This window comes from Leptospira langatensis (assembly GCF_004770615.1).
Lineage (GTDB): Bacteria > Spirochaetota > Leptospiria > Leptospirales > Leptospiraceae > Leptospira_B > Leptospira_B langatensis.
In genome coordinates this window covers 489127-507191 of the sequence record NZ_RQER01000011.1, presented here as the reverse complement: position 1 = coordinate 507191, position 18065 = coordinate 489127, and the positions used below count along the sequence as shown (strand labels likewise).

General features: G+C 45.8%; 15 protein-coding genes. 9 read left to right on the top strand and 6 right to left on the bottom strand.

Features of this window, described 5'->3' with window-relative positions:
- Positions 1 to 50 precede the first annotated feature (50 nt).
- A complete protein-coding gene (locus tag EHO57_RS18285) occupies positions 51 to 458 on the top strand; it encodes a helix-turn-helix domain-containing protein (protein WP_135643312.1) in 408 nt (135 codons plus the stop codon).
- Between the two features lie 102 nt (positions 459 to 560).
- Here EHO57_RS18285 and clpB read toward each other — a convergent pair whose 3' ends face one another.
- Positions 561 to 3128 carry an ATP-dependent chaperone ClpB gene (gene clpB, locus EHO57_RS18280; RefSeq protein WP_135642543.1) on the bottom strand — a complete coding sequence of 856 codons (2568 nt, stop codon included), beginning with the start codon at positions 3126 to 3128 and terminating at the stop codon, positions 561 to 563.
- Between the two features lie 230 nt (positions 3129 to 3358).
- Between clpB and EHO57_RS18275 the strand changes: the two genes are divergently transcribed.
- Genes EHO57_RS18275 through EHO57_RS18265 form a run of 3 tightly spaced genes read left to right on the top strand, consistent with a single transcriptional unit; the run spans position 3359 to position 8065 of the window.
- A complete protein-coding gene (locus EHO57_RS18275; RefSeq protein ID WP_135642541.1) occupies positions 3359 to 5176 on the top strand; it encodes a sodium-dependent transporter in 1818 nt (605 codons plus the stop codon).
- Positions 5169 to 7181, top strand: coding sequence for an ATP-dependent DNA helicase (locus EHO57_RS18270; protein WP_167882232.1), 2013 nt, complete (start codon positions 5169 to 5171; stop codon positions 7179 to 7181). Before EHO57_RS18275 ends, EHO57_RS18270 begins: the two co-directional genes overlap by 8 nt.
- Entirely contained in the window at positions 7178 to 8065 is an 888-nt protein-coding gene (locus tag EHO57_RS18265) for a hypothetical protein (protein WP_135642539.1), read from the top strand. The genes EHO57_RS18270 and EHO57_RS18265 overlap by 4 nt, the downstream gene beginning before the upstream one ends.
- Here EHO57_RS18265 and EHO57_RS18260 read toward each other — a convergent pair.
- Both EHO57_RS18260 and asnS read right to left on the bottom strand, forming a co-directional pair.
- Positions 8034 to 8828, bottom strand: coding sequence for a tetratricopeptide repeat protein (locus tag EHO57_RS18260; RefSeq protein ID WP_135642537.1), 795 nt, complete (start codon positions 8826 to 8828; stop codon positions 8034 to 8036). The two genes, EHO57_RS18265 and EHO57_RS18260, sit on opposite strands and share 32 nt — an antisense overlap.
- A gap of 69 nt (positions 8829 to 8897) precedes the next feature.
- Complete coding sequence (gene asnS / locus EHO57_RS18255; protein WP_135642535.1) at positions 8898 to 10205, bottom strand: asparagine--tRNA ligase; 1308 nt, start codon at positions 10203 to 10205, stop codon at positions 8898 to 8900.
- An 80-nt stretch (positions 10206 to 10285) separates the two neighbouring features.
- On the opposite strand from asnS, the gene folD reads away from it, so the two are divergent.
- From folD to EHO57_RS18230, 5 genes are all read left to right on the top strand, one after another.
- Entirely contained in the window at positions 10286 to 11140 is an 855-nt protein-coding gene (folD, locus tag EHO57_RS18250; protein WP_135642533.1) for a bifunctional methylenetetrahydrofolate dehydrogenase/methenyltetrahydrofolate cyclohydrolase FolD, read from the top strand.
- 16 nt (positions 11141 to 11156) lie between these two features.
- Positions 11157 to 12122 (top strand): acetylxylan esterase, encoded by a 966-nt coding sequence (locus EHO57_RS18245; RefSeq protein WP_135642531.1) that lies wholly within the window; start codon positions 11157 to 11159, stop codon positions 12120 to 12122.
- Positions 12119 to 13525, top strand: coding sequence for a cysteine--tRNA ligase (cysS, locus tag EHO57_RS18240; RefSeq protein ID WP_135642529.1), 1407 nt, complete (start codon positions 12119 to 12121; stop codon positions 13523 to 13525). The genes EHO57_RS18245 and cysS overlap by 4 nt, the downstream gene beginning before the upstream one ends.
- Positions 13522 to 14262 (top strand): 23S rRNA (guanosine(2251)-2'-O)-methyltransferase RlmB, encoded by a 741-nt coding sequence (gene rlmB, locus EHO57_RS18235; protein ID WP_135642527.1) that lies wholly within the window; start codon positions 13522 to 13524, stop codon positions 14260 to 14262. Before cysS ends, rlmB begins: the two co-directional genes overlap by 4 nt.
- Before the next feature lie 100 nt (positions 14263 to 14362).
- A complete protein-coding gene (locus tag EHO57_RS18230; RefSeq protein WP_135642524.1) occupies positions 14363 to 15529 on the top strand; it encodes a PGAP1-like alpha/beta domain-containing protein in 1167 nt (388 codons plus the stop codon).
- Between the two features lie 12 nt (positions 15530 to 15541).
- Here the strand turns inward: EHO57_RS18230 and hisF are convergent, their stop codons facing one another.
- The 3 genes from hisF to gatC are packed head-to-tail and all read right to left on the bottom strand — an operon-like array spanning position 15542 to position 18053.
- On the bottom strand, positions 15542 to 16309 hold the full coding sequence (hisF, locus tag EHO57_RS18225; protein WP_135642522.1) for an imidazole glycerol phosphate synthase subunit HisF: 768 nt from the start codon (positions 16307 to 16309) through the stop codon (positions 15542 to 15544).
- Positions 16306 to 17766, bottom strand: coding sequence for an Asp-tRNA(Asn)/Glu-tRNA(Gln) amidotransferase subunit GatA (gatA, locus tag EHO57_RS18220; RefSeq protein ID WP_135642520.1), 1461 nt, complete (start codon positions 17764 to 17766; stop codon positions 16306 to 16308). Before gatA ends, hisF begins: the two co-directional genes overlap by 4 nt.
- A complete protein-coding gene (gene gatC / locus EHO57_RS18215) occupies positions 17763 to 18053 on the bottom strand; it encodes an Asp-tRNA(Asn)/Glu-tRNA(Gln) amidotransferase subunit GatC (RefSeq protein ID WP_135642517.1) in 291 nt (96 codons plus the stop codon). Before gatC ends, gatA begins: the two co-directional genes overlap by 4 nt.
- Positions 18054 to 18065: the final 12 nt, after the last annotated feature.

Genomic DNA, 18065 nt, shown 5'->3' with positions numbered 1-18065 from the left:
TGCTTAATATAACGGTAAAAAAGGGGAAAAGGATGAACAACCACATCTACATGCTTCGCAAAAAACGAGGTATCAAGCAATACGATATGGCAAGGGCTTTGGGCGTATCCCCTAGCTACCTTTCCAAGATCGAAACGGGAAGCCAAGCACCCACTGAGAAATTCAGACAAGCTTGTGCGAAATATTTGAAAACCACACTCGATAAGCTGTTTAACGATAGTCCGGTAGAAGAGGTTTACCCTGAATTCAGCCAAGGACTTACCAACAAACTCTGGGCAAAACGCAGAGAATTGGGGATCAAGCAATACGATATGGCAAAGAAACTGAAGGTCTCCACTCCATTCCTCTCTAAGGTGGAATTGGGTCTACTGGAACCCCCAGAAGAATTTAAGAGCATGGCCTCTAAGGTCTTAAAAATGAAAAAAGAGGAATTGTTTCTACACAAAGTAGAATTCTAATCCAAAAACGGGGGAATCTCCCCCGTGCGTTATCTTGCACATTCTTTTCCCTTTATGTGCTATAAGATGAAAACCCCGGTTCATCACCGGGGTTTTTTTGTTTTATTTTATGGTCACCTTTCCGCCGGAATAATCCAGACTAACCTTCTGTCCTTCTTGGAACTCTCCTTTGAGTATGAAATTGCTAAGCGCATTTCCAATTTCTCTTTGGATGAGTCGTTTCAGAGGTCTCGCGCCGTATTCCGGATCGTAACCTGCTCGGATCACGAATTGCTTTAACGCTGGTGTATAAGAGATCAGAAGACCGTTCTCTTTTGCCTTCTTCGCCATTGCTTCCAGCTGAAGTTCCGCAATTCTGGAGATCATGCTCTCGTCTACGGATTTGAATAGGATCACCTCGTCCAGTCGGTTCAGGAACTCAGGTTTGAAATGCTTCTTCAAGCGTTGATCAACCATTCTTTCCTTCTCTTCCTGGTTATATTCCGTGGAGCTTAAGATATCCGATCCTAGATTCGAGGTCAGAATGATGACCGTATTCTTAAAGTCTACATTCCTTCCTTTGCTATCCGTTAGTCTTCCTTCGTCCAGGATCTGTAAGAAGATATTGAACACTTCCGGATGCGCCTTCTCCACCTCGTCGAATAGGATCACAGAATAAGGTCTACGTCGCACTGCTTCGGTCAACTGTCCACCCTCGTCGTGTCCTATATAGCCCGGAGGAGCACCGATCAAACGAGAGACGGAATGTGCTTCCATATATTCGCTCATATCGATACGGAGCATCGCGTTCACATCGTCGAACAAGAACTCCGAGAGTGCCTTTGCAGTTTCCGTCTTGCCCACTCCAGTCGGTCCTAAGAATAAGAAGGTCCCGATCGGTCTGTTCGGATCGGCGATCCCCGCTCTCGATCTTCGGATCGCTTCGGACAATAATTCCAAAGCATGGTCCTGTCCGATCACCTTACTCATCAAAGAGTCTTCCATCTTCAGGAGTTTTGCTTTTTCTCCCTGAAGCATTTTGGATACAGGGATCCCGGTCCAACGAGAGACTATATTTGCGATATCTTCCTCATCGACTTCTTCTTTTAGAAGCCTGCCGTTCCCGGAGATCTTCTTCAATTCCGAGTTTGCCTTCTCCATTTCCTTAGAAAGCTCTACCAGTTTTCCGTAACGGATCTCTGCAACCCGGTTGATCTCTCCCCTTCTCTCCGCTTCAGCCTCCAGAAGTTTGTATCTATCCGTTTCTTCCTTGATATCCTTGATCTTGGAGATCTTGGATTTTTCGAGATCCCAGCGAGCCTTTAGGTTCCTAAATGTCTCTTCTTGCTCGGAAAGCTCTTTTACGATATTCTCCACCCTTTGTTTGGATGCGGTATCTGTTTCTCTCTTGAGAGCCTCTCTTTCGATCTTCAAGGATTGGATCTTCTTACTCAAACGGTCCAGCTCTTCCGGCATGGAATCCATTTCGATCCTCATCTTGGAACTGGCTTCATCTATTAGATCCACCGCCTTATCCGGCAGGAAGCGATCGGCTATATAACGATTCGATAATGTAGCTGCGGCCACGATGGCTGAATCCAGGATCTTGATCCCATGATGCAATTCGTATCTGTCCTTAAGTCCTCTTAGGATGGTAACAGTCTCTTCTACACTCGGTTCTTTTACATAGACCTGTTGGAACCTTCTCTCTAAGGCAGCGTCCTTTTCGATATACTTCTGGTATTCTTTAAGAGTCGTTGCACCTATACAGCGTAATTCCCCGCGAGCAAGCATCGGCTTGAGCATATTAGAAGCATCCATGGCTCCTTCTTGTGCTCCCGCTCCTACGAGTGTATGGATCTCGTCTATGAATAGGATGATATTCCCGTCGCTATGCTTGACCTCGTCCAGAGTGGCTTTCAATCTTTCCTCGAATTCCCCTCTGTACTTGGCTCCTGCGATCATCGCACCCAGATCCAAGGCATAGATCGTCTTGGTCTTGATCCCTTCAGGGACCTCTCCTTGGATGATCTTGCCTGCAAGACCCTCAACGATCGCTGTCTTTCCCACACCGGGCTCACCGATCAGGACAGGGTTGTTCTTAGTGCGTCTTGTAAGAACCTGTATGGTCCTGCGTATCTCTTCGTCTCGACCGATCACAGGATCCAATTTGCCCTGCTTTGCGAGTTCGTTCAGGTTCTTGGCATATTTCTTTAAAGCATCCGCTTTGTTTTCTGGAGTATCGTCCATGATCGGTTGTCCTTTCCTCAGTTCTAATACAGCTTTTAGTAATTTTGAATAATCTAATCCGAGTCTTTGGAATTCCTGGCGAAGACCGGAAACTCCCGCTTTCAAGAATGCTAATAAAACGTGATCCGTAGAAAGGTATTCATCCTTTAGCTCTGCGCGGACCTTGTCTGCGTTCTGCAAGAGTGCAATCACTGCTCGGGAGAAATTCCTTTCCACTCCGCCTTCTACCCTTGGTAGTTTTAAGATGGCTTCTTCGGTCTTGCGTAGGAACTCGGGCAAATTCAATCCTAGCTTAGCAAACAAAGGAGGAGCAAATCCATCCGCTTGTTCCAGGATCTTAGCAACTACATGTTCCTCTTGTACTTCCGGGTTCTTGTCGTAGGAAGACTGAGCGTTCGAAAGCGCTTCGTTTAACTTTAATGTGATCTTATCTAGTTTCATTTTATTCTCTGGAGTCCCAAATTCCGGATTTGCCTATTAGACTGGGAACAGACAAAAAGTTTCCCAATTTCTGCCAGAAAGTCAGAGACAATTTTCAATTTCTTATGTCCCATCTTTTTCCAATCTTAAAAGGGAATTCGTTTTGACAATAGGAGTTGTTCCAATGGGATTATAGTTCCACTCCCCGTCGGACTGGTTGCCAGCCCGAAATCCCCGGTTACGGAACGTTAATGTCGGATCACGCCCCAAAGGAAAGTTGGAAATCTCGTACAGGACTCATACTCACAGTCGCATCCGGAGCCATAGGTCTTGGAAATTTCTTGCGATTTCCAGGCCAGGCCGTTCAGAACGGAGGAGGAGCCTTCCTTCTCCCCTATATCATCAGTTTCATCCTAGTAGGGATCCCAGTCTGCATCACCGAATGGGTGATGGGAAGAATGGGGGGAGAACAAGGGCATAGTTTTCCGAACCTATTCCGTTCCTTTCTTTCCGGTACTCCTCTTAGACTCATGGGAACCATCGGAGTTACGATCCCACTTCTCATTTATGTATATTACGTTTTCGTGGAAGCCTGGTGTCTTGCGTATGCTTTCGATTTCTTTACCGGCCAGATCAATCTGGGCGCGGGCTATACTGACCAAGCCAGTCTGATCGCAAAAGCATCCGACCATTTCGAGACTGTGGTTGGGGCGAGAGAGAATGGTGCGGCAGTTCGTGGAAAGATATTCTACGCAACACTTGCTTGTTTTCTAATGAACTTCATCCTGGTCTATCGAGGGCTTTCCAAGGGGATCGAAGTATTTGCTAAGATCGCAGTTCCTTTGATGCTTGTTTGCTCTTCTGTGGTATTGGTTCGAGTTCTTACCTTGGACGGAATCGAGTCCGGACTCGCAAAGATGTGGAATCCGGATTGGTCCTCTTTGGGAGAAGCAAAGGTTTGGATCTCCGCTGCAGGCCAGATCTTCTTTACCTTGTCTGCCGGATTCGGGATCGCACTCGTATTCTCCAGCTATTTGAAGAAAGAAAACGACGTGATCCTTTCTTCTCTTTCTGCCGCATCCTTGAACGAATTCGTAGAAGTCGCCTTCGGAGGAATGATCACGATCCCTGTCGCGTTCTTGTTCTTAGGAGTTTCCGTGACTTCCTTTGGTACATTCGGGATGGGATTCATAGCGCTTCCTTCCGTATTCGCGCTCATGCCCGGAGGACAAGTCTTCGGGGCGCTCTGGTATTTGGTCCTATTCTTAGCCGCATTGACTTCTTCGGTTACCATGCTCCAACCGGTAACGGTATTCTTAGAAGAAGCCTTTCATCTCAAGAGACAGACCTCCAGTCTATATCTGTTCATCATCACATTCTTACTTTCCTTTCCGATCCTCTACTTCAATAAGAATTTCACGGCACTCGATCAGGCAGATTTCTGGGTAGGAACTGTTCTCATCTATATTCTAGCAACCTTGCAAATCTTGATCTTTGGCTGGGTGATCGGAGCCAAGAAAGGATTGGAAGAAGGAGACAGAGGCTCTCATACTCGGCTTCCGCGATTCTTCTGGTGGGTGATCCAATATGTGACCCCTGCATTCCTACTCATTGTATTCGGTATGTTCCTGTATCAAAACCTGGGATCGTATATCAACAAGATGAGCGTGGACTGGATGGTAGCACATGCACCAACAGGGACTACTGCAGAAGAAGCTACCTTTCAAGCCTTGATCTCCCGCTATGTATTCCTTGCTATCATCGCGATCTTCTGCGTGGTATATGGACTTGTTCATTTGAGCCTAAGAGGAAAAGAAGAAGCAGTGGCCGAAAAAGACAAGAGCAAGAACAAAATACTTCCCTTGTTCTTGGGCGGCTTTATACTCTTATTGGGGATTGCCATGACCTTCTTCCCTTATTCCGAGAAACCGCTAAAATTAGGTTTAGCTTTCATCACAGACGGATCATTGAGCCTAGATGGCGCGATCATCATGTGGGGATCTCTCGGACTCGTTACCCTTCTCTCCTTATTCTGTATCGTGAAATTATTCCAAACAAGGAATGCCTGAGGTCGCTTTGGGCCCCGTCGAAGAACAATTCCGAAAACTCTCTAAGCTTTGGCCTGAATTCGAATCTAGGCCAGGCCAGATCCAAATGGCAAATAGCGTTGAACGCGCGTTTGCCGATTCCAACCATTTGATCGTAGAAGCGGGAACGGGTGTAGGAAAATCATTGGCCTATCTGATCCCGGCGGCAGTCAGCGCATTAGAAGGAGAAGAAACAGTCATCATCTCCACAGAAACCAAGGCTCTGCAAGACCAGCTTATCAAGAAGGACATTCCGTTAGTCTCTCAGATCCTGGGCCAAGAAGTCAGAGCAGAGATCGCGATGGGCGCTTCCAACTATGTTTGCAAAAGAAAGCTGAGTAATGTTCTTACGCAAGGGACCTTTGGCCCGGAAATGATGGATCATCTCAATTCTTTCAAGGACTGGGTCTCTTCTTCCGAGTCCGGCAGAAGACAGGAATATGACGGATTTGCTTCTCCCGATTTTTGGGCAAAGGTAACCAGGGAAGCGGATTCCTGTTTAGGAAGAAGCTGTCCGAACTTTTCTCATTCTTTTTACTTCTTAGAAAGAGCTAAATGGCAAAAGTCCAATCTACTGATCGTAAACCATCATTTGCTCGCGGCCCATATCGCCTCCGATTTCAATATCCTGCCTGAGTTCAGAAAGATCATCGTAGATGAAGCGCATAATTTTCCGGAAGTGCTCGGTTCTGCATTCCGGATCGAACTCTCTTCTATAGAGATCCAAAAGCTACTGCAAGGGGTTTGGAATTCTCAGAAGAAATCCGGGTTAGGTGCGAGACTCAATTCAAGTAAGATCAACGATCTTGCAAGTCAGGCGAGCGAAAGGCTCCTAGTTTGTTTTAATAAATTACTCGGCGAACTTCCTTTGAATTTCTACGGCTCTCAAAGGATCCGAAGACCTTTAAAGATGGATGGAGGAGATCTGGAATCGGTTTTGGATTCCTTGCAAGAGTCCCTTCTTCTAGAACTTAAGAAATACTCCAAGGATAGTGACGATCTGGAAGAAAAGGAGATCGCTCTCGAGATCGAAATGTCTGCGGGTCGGATCGGTCAGGTTGCGGAAGGATTGCATCTGTTCCGGACCATGGATTCCGGAGAGAGAGTGTATTGGGCGGATCCTCCTAACCAAAAGACAAGAGAGATGTTCCCGAAACTTCTCACCCAACCCTTAGAATCGGAAACGATCTTAAGAGAGATCCTGGAACCAAGAACGGAGAGCATCGTATTTACCTCGGCGACCTTGGCGACAAACCAAGGAAACCTGAACTACTTCAGCGACCGGATCGGGAATCTTCCTGCTAAGTCGAGACTAGTCCCTTCTCCTTTTCCATATGAGAAGAATGCACTTCTCTTTCTTCCAAAAGACGTGAAGGATGCGACCGAATCCGCAGAGAGAAACGCGGCAGATCTTGCAAGATATATTATAAAGCTCATAGAACTCACCCAAGGCGGGACCTTCGTATTATTCACTTCAAATAAATCCTTGAATGAGATCTTAGAGATGGTCCGACCCCAAACGGATCTTCCGATCTTCTCTCAATTGGAACTGGGTCCTGAAGCCGCAAAGAATAGGTTCCTAGCGGAAGACAGTGCGGTTCTTTTCGGCGTTTCCACGTTCTGGCAAGGTGTGGATATCCGAGGGGATAAACTCAGATCCGTGATCCTGACTAAACTTCCCTTCCAACCGCCGAACGATCCTGTATTAGAAGCCAGGAGTGAAAAGCTTAAGGAGAAGGGAGGAAATCCTTTCCGCGATCTGCAACTTCCTTATGCCACTACCGTATTAAAGCAGGGTTTCGGAAGATTGATCCGTTCCGAAAGAGATACTGGGATCGTAAGCCTATTGGATTCCAGGATTTGGACCAAGTCCTATGGAAAGGATCTCATAGCAGCCCTTCCCCCTGCGAAACGAGTCTCCGATTGGAGCCAGCTTAAATTAGAATATTCTAAACTTCCAAAATACGAGTCGGGAGCCGCTGTATGAGACCTTCTAACATAAAGATCGCGAAGTACATTCTTCTGATCGGCACTCTGTTCTTGGGAATTTCCCTTCTTGCATGGGAATCCAAGGATAAGACGGAGACTGTCGTGGATTGGAAGGCGGGAGAGATCCGTAAGACTGTAGAGATCAAATTACCCAAGATCTCCTTTCATCCGGACGATCCTGATTTCAATAAGGAAGGCACAGCCAAGAACCTGACTGAAGCCCGCACTATGGCCAAGGAATCGGCAAGAGAAGAGATCAAGAAATATCTCTATAGGGGAATGGAGAATCTGAAATTGGATTCGAATCTCCTCTTACGGGAAAAGATCGCGGCAGACGAACCGTTTCGCGAGATATTCCAAGAGATCTATGAAAAGGATCCGATCGAATTGCAATCCCGCTTCGTAGGAAATAAGTTGATCGCGACGGGCATTCTTCCTTTGAAAGGAAAGAAAGGGATCCTAACTCATATTACTCTACCTTATGCCTCAGAACAATTCCCGGAGAGCTATCCGATCCAAAATCCTGCGGATGCGTATACCGGATTAATAGTAGATGCAAGACATCTGAATGTGGAGCCCGCACTCTTTTCCGAGATCCGAGACGAGGACGGCATCGGGATCTACTCTCCCTTCTTCGTGAAAAAGAGTTCGATCGTGAATTACGGATACATTCGTTATTTTTCTAAACCGAAAGAAGCAATGAGAGAAGAAGTAGCAGGAGTAAAACCATTATTCACTACTGCTTTGGGTATGTCTGGCAAATTAGGTGCGGACCTCGTTATCTCCAATGAGGATGCGGAGAAGATCCTGGCTTCCCCGAAATCCAGGGAAGCTCTCTTGAAAGGAAGGGTTATTGTTCTTCTTGCTCGACCAGAGAAGTAAATACTTCTTCCGCTTTTTTGTAAGATTCGGAGAAGAGATACGCGTATCCAAGATCCAGTAGTTCCTGCTTGTTCAACTGCTTTCTTCTAGCTTCGTATTTCGGGATCTCTTTGATCTTATCAGAATACTCTGTTACTTTCTCTTCGTAGGTAGGTATCTCTCCCGCTCCGGGAAGTTTTTCCAGAATATTCACTGCTTCGTCGAATTTGCCAATATGAACAAAGCATAATCCGAGTGCGGCAAGCACATCTCTATCTTCTTTAAGTTGATCCGAATTCTCTTTGAAAGTCTTCAGCGCCTCTTCAAATTTTCGAAGGTGGTAATTGGAAAAGAATTCCAAACGACAGAAGTATCCGTCGTTGAATAATACCTTGTATCTTTGGATCAGATCGGAACATGCCTTGTATGCGCCGATCTCTTCGCAGGTCTTGATGCCTGACTTTAAGATGGAATAAGAAACAGGGCTCGAAGATGCCTTGAAATATTCATGGAATAATAATGCGGCTTCTTTTGTATTTCCTTTGGTTCTGTGCAAGTAAGCGCCTACAAGAGGAGTAAGCACTGTCTTTCCTTCCAAAAGGAAATTGTTCGCGGTACCGGCTTCTGTCTCGAAGATCCCTACTGCTCTTAAATGATTTAAGAACACATTCTTCGGATTCTCTTCCGCAAGATGGGCGACCTCTTCATAGGCTCCCGTCTCGAAGAGTTCCCAAGCGGATTCTTCTAAAGAAAGCTGTGCGGAAAGGGCGGAACTTTTAGCCATTATGATACCTCTACTTTCTGGTATCGGTCAGGCGTAGATTTTCCCTAGATTTTTTTATGGGGGAATATATTACGGATACAGCCTTTCCATCATCCTCGGGAAAGGAATGCATTCCCGAACATGTTGCAATCCGCAGATCCAGGCCACCAATCTTTCCGTTCCGAGCCCAAACCCGGAATGAGGCACAGAACCGTATTTACGTAGTTCCAGATACCATTCGTAGGACTCAACGGGGAGTTTTTCTTCTTCCAGTCGTTTGATAATGGTCTCGTAGTTTTCTTCTCGTTCCGATCCGCCTATAATCTCCCCCACCCCGTCCGGAGCGATCAGGTCCGCATTGAGTACGGTTTTTGGATCTTCCGGATTGACCTTCATATAGAAGGCCTTTGCCTCTCTCGGATATTTCTGGATGAATACCGGCCCGCCATATTTTTGGCAGAGCATTTGCTCTCTTTCGGAATTGATATCGTCTCCCCAGACTATATCTTCTCCAGCGGATCTAAGATAGTCTAAGGCATCCTTATAGTCTACGATCGCAAACGGCTTGGAAAGATACTCCAGAAGAGGAGAAGGATCGCGTTCCAAGACTTTTAATTCAGCTCGGCAAGAAGCCACGGTCTCTCGGATAACAGTCTTTACGAAATCTTCCTGCAATTTTAAATTTTCTGCATGTGATACGTATGCGGATTCCGCTTCTACCATCCAGAATTCGGTGAGGTGTCGTCTTGTTTTACTCTTCTCCGCGCGAAAGGTCGGCCCGTAGCAATATACCTTGCTATGCGCAAAGATCGCTGTCTCTAAGTATAGCTGTCCTGTTTGCGCCAAGTAAGCATTTCCCAAATCGAAATATTCTGTGGAAAAAAGTGTACCTGCGGACTCTCCGATGGAACCGGTGAGTATAGGAGTGTCGATGAGAGTGAACTTATTCTCATGGAAATATTTGCGGATATGATAAGACAATTCGCTTCTGATCTTGATGATCGCAAGTTGCTTACTGGAACGCAGCCAAAGATGTCTTTGGGATAACAAGAAATCGATCCCATGTTCCTTAGGAGTGATCGGATAATTCTCCGATTCACCAACCTTCTTATAAGAAGAAAGGATGAGTTCGAAACCGATAGGAGACTTTTCGTTCTCTACAAGTTTACCGATCACTTCCAATGAAGTCTCTTGCTTGAGATGTTTGATCTCTGTAAATGGATCTTCTCCCAGGATCTCTTTCTCGGCCAAGACCTGGATGATCTTTCCGGAACTTCTCAAACTTAAAAACTGTCTGGCGTTGGAACCCCTGAGACCGTGAACCCATCCTTGGATCCTGACTGTTTCGTTTACATGTTTGGAAAGTTCGTTTAGATCGATGGTCTTCGTTTCGGACATGATCCTATTTTAAGCGTTTGTCCCGACTGAAAAGGATTATTTTCGGATGACATCGAGGCCCAAGGGGAAATCCTGAACCCATGACTGCGATTCTACTGGATGGAAAAAAACTCTCTCAAAAGATCAAGGACACGATCGCCGAAGAGATCAAGGCTCTTGTCGCTTCCGGCAAAAAGGCTCCCAAGTTAGCCACTATCCTCGTGGGAACGGATCCAGCCTCCGAAACCTATGTGAGTATGAAGGTAAAGTCCTGTCATGCTGTGGGAATGGGCTCGGAGAAAATCGTTCTTCCTCAAACCACTACGACTGAGGAATTACTTTCGGTCATAGATCGTTTGAACGCAGATCCAGAGATCCACGGAATCTTACTCCAACACCCTTGCCCTCCCCAAATAGATGAGAGAGCCGCATTCGATCGGATCGATCTGAAGAAGGATGTGGACGGAGTTACTACACTTTCTTTCGGAAAACTTTCCATGGGAGTGGAAACCTATCTTCCCTGCACTCCGTACGGAATGGTCCTTCTCATGAAAGAATACGGGATCAACCCGGAAGGAAAAAATGCGGTAGTGGTCGGTCGTTCTCCTATTTTAGGAAAGCCAATGGCAATGCTCCTTACCGAGATGAATGCGACAGTTACCCTATGTCATTCTAAGACCAAGAATCTGCCTGAGATCATTTCTCAGGCGGATATCATCGTAGGTGCCGTTGGAAAACCGGAATTTGTGAAAGCGGATTGGATCAAGCCCGGTGCAGTCCTGTTAGACGCCGGTTATAATCCCGGAAATCTGGGAGATATCGAGATCTCCAAGGCTTGGGAGAAATCCTCCTATTATACTCCTGTTCCAGGGGGTGTAGGACCTATGACCATTTCCGTGCTACTCTTGCAGACATTGTATTCCGCAAAAGATCACTTTACACCCCCGCTGAAATGAAAACGATGTATCTCTGATGGCTATCAGTTTCGACGAGTGCTTCCAGACCTATCCTCCGTTTGCACCCCCTGCCGATCTAGATGATTTTTGGGCGGAAGCGATCCGAGAACTCAAAGGGTTTCCGGTAAAGAACCAAACCAAGGCACTCCTAAAAGGAACCATTCTTAAAGAAACCATCTACGATATTTCTTTCCAATCTTATGGCAACGCAACCTTAACCGGTAGTTTGGTCATTCCTCGAAAAAGAGGAGATCTTCCTGTTCTCGTTTATTTTCACGACTACGCGAAAGACAGACCTCAGATCATCAAGGGACTTACAGAAGCCGGGATTGCTCAGCTGATCCTGGATCTGAGAGGGCATGGAACCCAGCTCATTCGTCCAGTTTTGAAGGAAGGCGAACTTCCGGATCCGGACTGGACTCCAGGATATTTCCGCAAAGGCTTGGAAGCGAAGGAATCCTTCTTCTTAAAGTCGAATTATCTGGATGTGATCCGTACAATCGAATTCCTACGTCTTACCGACGGAATCGACGGAGACAGGATCATCCTTGCGGGCAAGGGCTTGGGAGCCGCCATGGCTCTTTTCGGAGCGGCAAATTCTCCTAGAGTCAAGGCTCTTATATTAGAAACTCCTAATTTTTGCCATATAGACGATAACCAACTCAAGTTAGGAACGAGTTGGTCCAAGGAAATAGCAGATCAGATCGCAAACGGAAAATCCAAAAAATCCCAGATCAAAAAGAACCTGTCTTATTTTGATACACTGAACTTCTCCAAGAAGATCAAGATCCCTACTCTGGTGTCTGTGGGAATGGAAGATAAGGTCTCTCATCCTAAATCCGTGTTCGCCCTATTCAATCATTTGGTCTGCGATAAGAGAATGCAAGTGTATCCTACGGAAGGGAATGAGGCAGGTATCGCAGGGGATAAGCAAAATCAGGCAAACCTGGAATTCTCGAAAGAGATCCTGTTTCCGGAATGAGAGAAGTCCGTTTTCATAATTCTCTCACAGGAAACAAAGAGGTCTTCTCTCCTGAGTTTTCAGACAGAGTAAGAGTTTATTCCTGCGGACCGACCGTTTACAATTTCGCTCATTTAGGGAATTTAAGAGCCTTTTTATTCGTGGATCTGCTTCGCAGGTCGCTGATTGCATTCGGCTATAAACCGGACATGACCATGAATATCACGGATATAGACGATAAGATCATCCGTGAATCGATTGCCTCAGGCAAATCCATCCAAGAATTCACAAAACCTTGGATCCAATCCTTTCAAGAAGATTTAGCATCTTTGAATATTCAAAAATTAGAACATTATCCGAGAGCAACCGATTCCATTCCCGCTATGGTCGAGATCATAAAACATCTAAAGTCCAGGGACCTTGTTTATGAGAAGGACGGAAGTCTCTACTATTCCATTTCCAAGTTCAAGGGATACGGAAAACTCTCCAAGATAGATGTGAGCGGAATGAAAACGGGAACCCGCTACGATACCGACGAGTATGAAAAGGACGACGTAAGGGACTTCGTGCTTTGGAAATTCCCGAAACAAGAAGGCGAGCCTTCTTGGGAAACGGATATAGGCTCCGGAAGACCTGGCTGGCATTTGGAATGCTCCGCCATGATCCGAGACGTATACGGTTCGGGAGTGGATATCCATACCGGAGGTGTGGACCTTACCTTCCCTCACCATGAGAATGAGATCGCACAAAGCGAAGGCGCTTATCCGAATGAAAGCTTTGTCAAATACTGGCTTCACTCGGAACATCTTCTTGTAAATGGAGAGAAGATGGCCAAGTCCAAGGGAAATTTCTTCACTCTTAGGGACTTGGTAAAAGAAGGTGCCGATGTCCGACATATACGCTTTCTACTCCTTGCCGCTCATTATAGATCCAAATTGAATTTCACCAAGGAACGATTGGAAGAAGCGGAACAATCCGTTTCCCGTATCCAAAATTGCGTGAACCGTCTCCTGGAGGAGAGCTCTAAGCCGGGAATCATATTAGAAAACTCAAATATTCAAACTCCTGAATGGGATGGATTTCTCGATTCCCTGGCAGACGATCTGAATATCTCTAAATTCCTGGCGTTGGTATTCGAGACAGTCAAAGAAACGAACCATGTCCTGGATGGCGGTTCCATCTCAGGACCGGAGCTTTCTAAGAAACTGGAACTATTCAGAAAGATAGATTCTATCTTAGGAGTTCTTTCTTTCGAATGGAAACAAGAAACCTTGGATTCCGAAATAGACGAAATAGTCCGCCAAAGACAGGAAGCCAGAAAGAATAAGGACTTCGCAAAAGCCGATAGGCTCAGAGATAAATTGAACGAGTTAGGGATCATTTTGGAAGACACGAAAGAAGGTCTTCGCTGGAAAAGAAAATGAGCCGTTCCGATTATATCTACGGAAGAAGAAATATTCGAGAGATACTGGAAAGATATCTGGAGCAAGGATCCGAACTTCCCTTCCAGGAACTTTGGCTGACTTCCGGTGCAAAGAAAGAACTACAAGATATACTGAGCGAGATCGGTAGCAAGATCAAGATCCAAGAGGCTTCTCCCGGAAAATTAGATCGAATGCTGCCTGGAGTCAATCACCAAGGAGTCCTTGCGTCTCGGATCCTTCTTCATACCGGAGATAAGAGATCCTTCGACGAACATTTGGAAACCTGCAAAGGTCCCATTCTTGTTTTGGATCGGATCCAAGATCCGGGTAATCTCGGAAATATTCTTAGGACTGCAGAATGTTTCGGAGTGGAGACGGTGCTGATTCCGGAGAGGGATTCTTCCGGGATCACTCCCGTAGTGGAAAAGGTAGCCTCCGGCGCGCTGGCCTATTTAAACGTATTCCGCGTCGGGAACTTAGTGCAAATATTAGAAAAACTGCAAAAACGGAATTTTTGGGTAGTCTCCACTTCGGACCGAGGAGAAGAAGATTGGTCCAAGGTCCCTGCTTGGGAAGAACTTGTCATTCTCATGGGAAACGAAGGAGAAGGACTCAAACGGATCCTGATGGAAAAATCGGATTTTACTCTCCGCATCCCATTGCATGGACATATTTCCTCTTTGAACGTAACTGTGGCTACAGGCATCGTTTTAGACAGATTGAAAAACCGACCATAGTGTCGTTTACTCATCAATTTATTTCTAAATACTGAATTGTAACTTTCTTCTTTCTCAATTCTAGCTTGCGAATTTAGGGGCAAAAGGAGAGATTTTAAGGATGAAAGAATTTTTCTCTTTCCGATCCGTCCTTCTACTCATTTCTTTCTTTTCCCTGACCTATTGTGGGAATCTAGAGGATAGGCTCAAACCTCCGAGCAATGAATCCCTTTCGGACAAGATACGGGATTACCTAACTTCTTCCTATTATGCGGAACTGAACCATGCCATGTATAAGTTCTCTACGGTGATTACCCCACTCACCGTAAACGATCTTTCCACATTGTATTTCCAAGATCCGTTTTTCCAAAGGGATAATACCAAGACAAAGATCGTTTTCATCCATGGCTGGGATTTTACGGAAAAGCAAACGGACCCTCCGACAGATTTCAATAAGAAGATCTCCAATATCCTTTCCACTTGGAACCAAGCTTTAGCGTTTACTACCTCTCGAACTCCTTCGAATTACAGTTCGATTATTTATAACAATTTCGAGATTTACGTTTTCACATATCGTACCTCTGACTACATCGAATTTAATGGCAGAAGGTTTATCGATACCCTAAACAAGTATTTTGCAGCTTCGGATAAGGTAATCGTGGTCGCTCACTCGATGGGTGGACTAGTATCCAGGTCAGCGATCCTACATCCAAACAATACAAACGATGTGATCGATCATATAGTCAGCTTAGGCACTCCTTATTATGGCTCTCCTTTTTCTTCTCCTCAATATACAGGAAATTTAAGTTCTATCGGCACGATTATCAAATTCATGACCAATACCCCAGGAGGAAAGAATTTGGCATATACAAACGGACTTTCCTCTGGTGTTAATCCTATCCTCCCAGCTATAACCGATGGGCTGGACCAAGCATTTAATCCATTCTTAGAGGGATTGATTGCGAATCATTCAAAGGATGCACAAACGACTGCGTATGCAGGAGATATTTCTTCGAGTGGAGATTGTAGCGACGGGACGCATGATGTTATTTATCAAAGCGGTTGCTTAGTATTATCGAGCGGTGGTACTCCGCCCTTTCCTGATTCGGATGGGATTGTTCCTTGGAAGTCAGCATTAATGAATGGACACTTAACAAATAATTCTGCAAATGCAACCGTAAGCGACATGGATCACTCTCAGATGTCATTTAGAGATGCAACTGGAAGCCATCCAAGTCCGGTTTCCACTCACTTCGACAGCGTATTCAATTACATATTTGGGCTTTGATCGGTTCAGAACTTAAAGCCTAACCTTGATTCCCATCTCTCTCATATTCTCTTTGGTTTCTCTAATGGTGAATTCCCCAAAGTGAAAGATAGATGCCGCAAGAACTGCGTCGGCTTTCCCTCTCAATATGGCTTCTACCATATGCTCGGGATTTCCAGCTCCGCCGCTCGCTATAATAGGAATTTCTAAATTAGAAGAAAATGATTTTAGGAGTTGTATATCGAAACCTTTCTTGGTCCCGTCCCGGTCCATAGAGGTCAATAGGATCTCTCCTGCTCCCTTGGATTGCGCTTCTTGGGCCCAGTCCAATGCCTCCCTACCGGTTTCCGTCCTTCCCCCATGCAGGAATATCTCATGGCGTTTGCGTTCCGTATGGAATTTCACATCCACCGCACAAACGATGCATTGGGAACCATAGATCTCTGCGGCAGCACGAAGAAGGTCCGGATTCTGGAACGCTGCAGTATTGATGGAAACCTTGTCGGCCCCTTTTTCCAAGACGGCTTTTACGTCCTCCAGATTCCTTAAACCTCCGCCCACTGTGAACGGAATAAAGATCCTTTCCGCTACCGCTTCTACTAAGTGGATGAGAATATCCCTCTTATCGCTGGAAGCGGTTATATCCAAAAAACATAATTCATCCGCAAGATTCTGTTCGTAAGCGACCGCAGACTCTACCGGATCACCGGCGTCCACTAGGTTTACGAAATTGACCCCTTTGACTACCCTTCCATCTTTGATGTCCAGGCAGGGAATGATCCTTACGGCTAGTTCACTCATTGGATCTGTTCAGGCAGTTTGACTTTTGAAGACCAATCTTGGATGGTCTTAGCGAAACCGAAGATCTTCTCCTCATGAAAAAGAGGAGCGGTCACTTGCAATCCGATCGGCAGTCCCTTCGAATCCGTTCCTATCGGCAAAGACATGGCAGGAACTCCCGCAAGATTCACAGAAGTAGTCAGTATATCTGCCTTGTACATTTGGATCGGATCCGAAGTCTTCTCTCCCACCTTAAACGCGGTCGTAGGGGAAGTCGGTTGCAGGATCAGATCTACCTTCGAGAAATAACCTTCATATTCCCTTTTAATAAGAACTCTTGCCTTCTGCGCCCTTCCATAATATGCATCGTAATATCCCGCAGACAAGGAGAAGGTTCCGAGAAGGATCCTTCTCTGTACTTCTTTTCCGAATCCTTCGCTGCGACTTGCCACATAAAGATCTTCTAATTTACCGCTTGGGTCCTTTCTTGCACCGAAACGGATCCCATCAAAACGAGAAAGGTTCGAAGAACATTCCGCAGTAGCGATTATATAATAGATAGGGATAGAATTGGAAAGAAGGGAGAAATCCAGCTCTACTAGTTTTGCTCCCTTAGATTCCAAGTCGCTTAATAATGACTCGTATGCCTTGGCCACATCCGGATCGATCTCGGCACTCATCTTCATTTTTCCGATCCGCAAGCCTTCTAATGCTACAGGTTTTGCCTTTGCAGGATCGAAGGCTGTCAGGTTCTTAGAGGTAGCATCCTTTGGATCCTTTCCTGAGATAATGGAATACACATCCACTACTCCGTCAATATCCTTGGACAAAGGCCCGATCTGATCCAAACTGGAAGCATAGGCTACCAATCCGTAACGAGAAACAGTACCGTAGCTCGGCTTCAATCCGTATATCCCACAAAGAGAAGCAGGCTGTCTAACGGAGCCTCCCGTATCCGAACCGAGTGCGACCGGAACGAAGGAAGCTGCCACAGCAGCAGCCGATCCCCCGGAAGATCCTCCCGGGATCCGAGCCGTATCGAACGGATTCTTTGTGATCTGATAAGCGGAGTTCTCCGTGGAGGAACCCATTGCAAACTCATCCATGTTCGCTCTCGGAATGAGAACGAATCCTTTCGCTAATAATTTCTCAATGGCAGTCGCGTGAAACGGAGAATGATAGTTTTCCAGTATTTTGGAAGCGCAGCTGGTGATCGTACCTTCTATACAGATATTATCTTTGATCCCGATCGGGATCCCGTCGAATTCGGAAAGAGGTTTTCCTGATCTTCTTCTCTCCGTGCTCTCCGCTGCAGCCTTTAGCACATTCTCTTTTTCGAATGAAAGGAATGCCTTGATCTTAAAATCTTCCGCTTCAATGCGAGAGATCAAGGAAGTTGCAAGTTCGCTTGGAGTAAACTCTCCTGCATTTAATCCTTTCTTAATTTGGGAATAAGTCAATTTCCAGAGATCGCTCATGTTTCAATCACCTTAGGAACCACAAAATATCCGTTTTGAAAGCTGGGAGCGAAGGATTCAATTTGAGAACGACTTAGTCCTTCCGCAACCTGATCCGCTCTTACGGAATTTCCTTCGTTCGTATATAAGTCCTCGTCGGAAACGGAACTCACATCCAACTCAGTGATCGTATCCACGTAATTCAGTACTTTATTGAAATCGGAAAGAAACGCTTGGATATCTTTCGGATCGATTTTGAGCCTGGACAGCTCAGCTATTTTTTGGAGGGATTCTTCGTTCAGATTCACGGTTCCTTCTCC

Coding starts and splice junctions, on each gene's coding strand:
- rlmB (WP_135642527.1), top strand. CDS start 13,522: ATGAGCCGTTCCGATTATATCTACGGAAGAAGAAATATTCGAGAGATA.
- hisF (WP_135642522.1), bottom strand. CDS start 16,309: ATGAGTGAACTAGCCGTAAGGATCATTCCCTGCCTGGACATCAAAGAT.
- gatA (WP_135642520.1), bottom strand. CDS start 17,766: ATGAGCGATCTCTGGAAATTGACTTATTCCCAAATTAAGAAAGGATTA.
- EHO57_RS18270 (WP_167882232.1), top strand. CDS start 5,169: ATGCCTGAGGTCGCTTTGGGCCCCGTCGAAGAACAATTCCGAAAACTC.
- clpB (WP_135642543.1), bottom strand. CDS start 3,128: ATGAAACTAGATAAGATCACATTAAAGTTAAACGAAGCGCTTTCGAAC.
- cysS (WP_135642529.1), top strand. CDS start 12,119: ATGAGAGAAGTCCGTTTTCATAATTCTCTCACAGGAAACAAAGAGGTC.
- asnS (WP_135642535.1), bottom strand. CDS start 10,205: ATGTCCGAAACGAAGACCATCGATCTAAACGAACTTTCCAAACATGTA.
- EHO57_RS18285 (WP_135643312.1), top strand. CDS start 51: ATGCTTCGCAAAAAACGAGGTATCAAGCAATACGATATGGCAAGGGCT.
- EHO57_RS18265 (WP_135642539.1), top strand. CDS start 7,178: ATGAGACCTTCTAACATAAAGATCGCGAAGTACATTCTTCTGATCGGC.
- EHO57_RS18230 (WP_135642524.1), top strand. CDS start 14,363: ATGAAAGAATTTTTCTCTTTCCGATCCGTCCTTCTACTCATTTCTTTC.
- EHO57_RS18260 (WP_135642537.1), bottom strand. CDS start 8,828: ATGGCTAAAAGTTCCGCCCTTTCCGCACAGCTTTCTTTAGAAGAATCC.
- EHO57_RS18245 (WP_135642531.1), top strand. CDS start 11,157: ATGGCTATCAGTTTCGACGAGTGCTTCCAGACCTATCCTCCGTTTGCA.
- EHO57_RS18275 (WP_135642541.1), top strand. CDS start 3,359: ATGTCGGATCACGCCCCAAAGGAAAGTTGGAAATCTCGTACAGGACTC.
- folD (WP_135642533.1), top strand. CDS start 10,286: ATGACTGCGATTCTACTGGATGGAAAAAAACTCTCTCAAAAGATCAAG.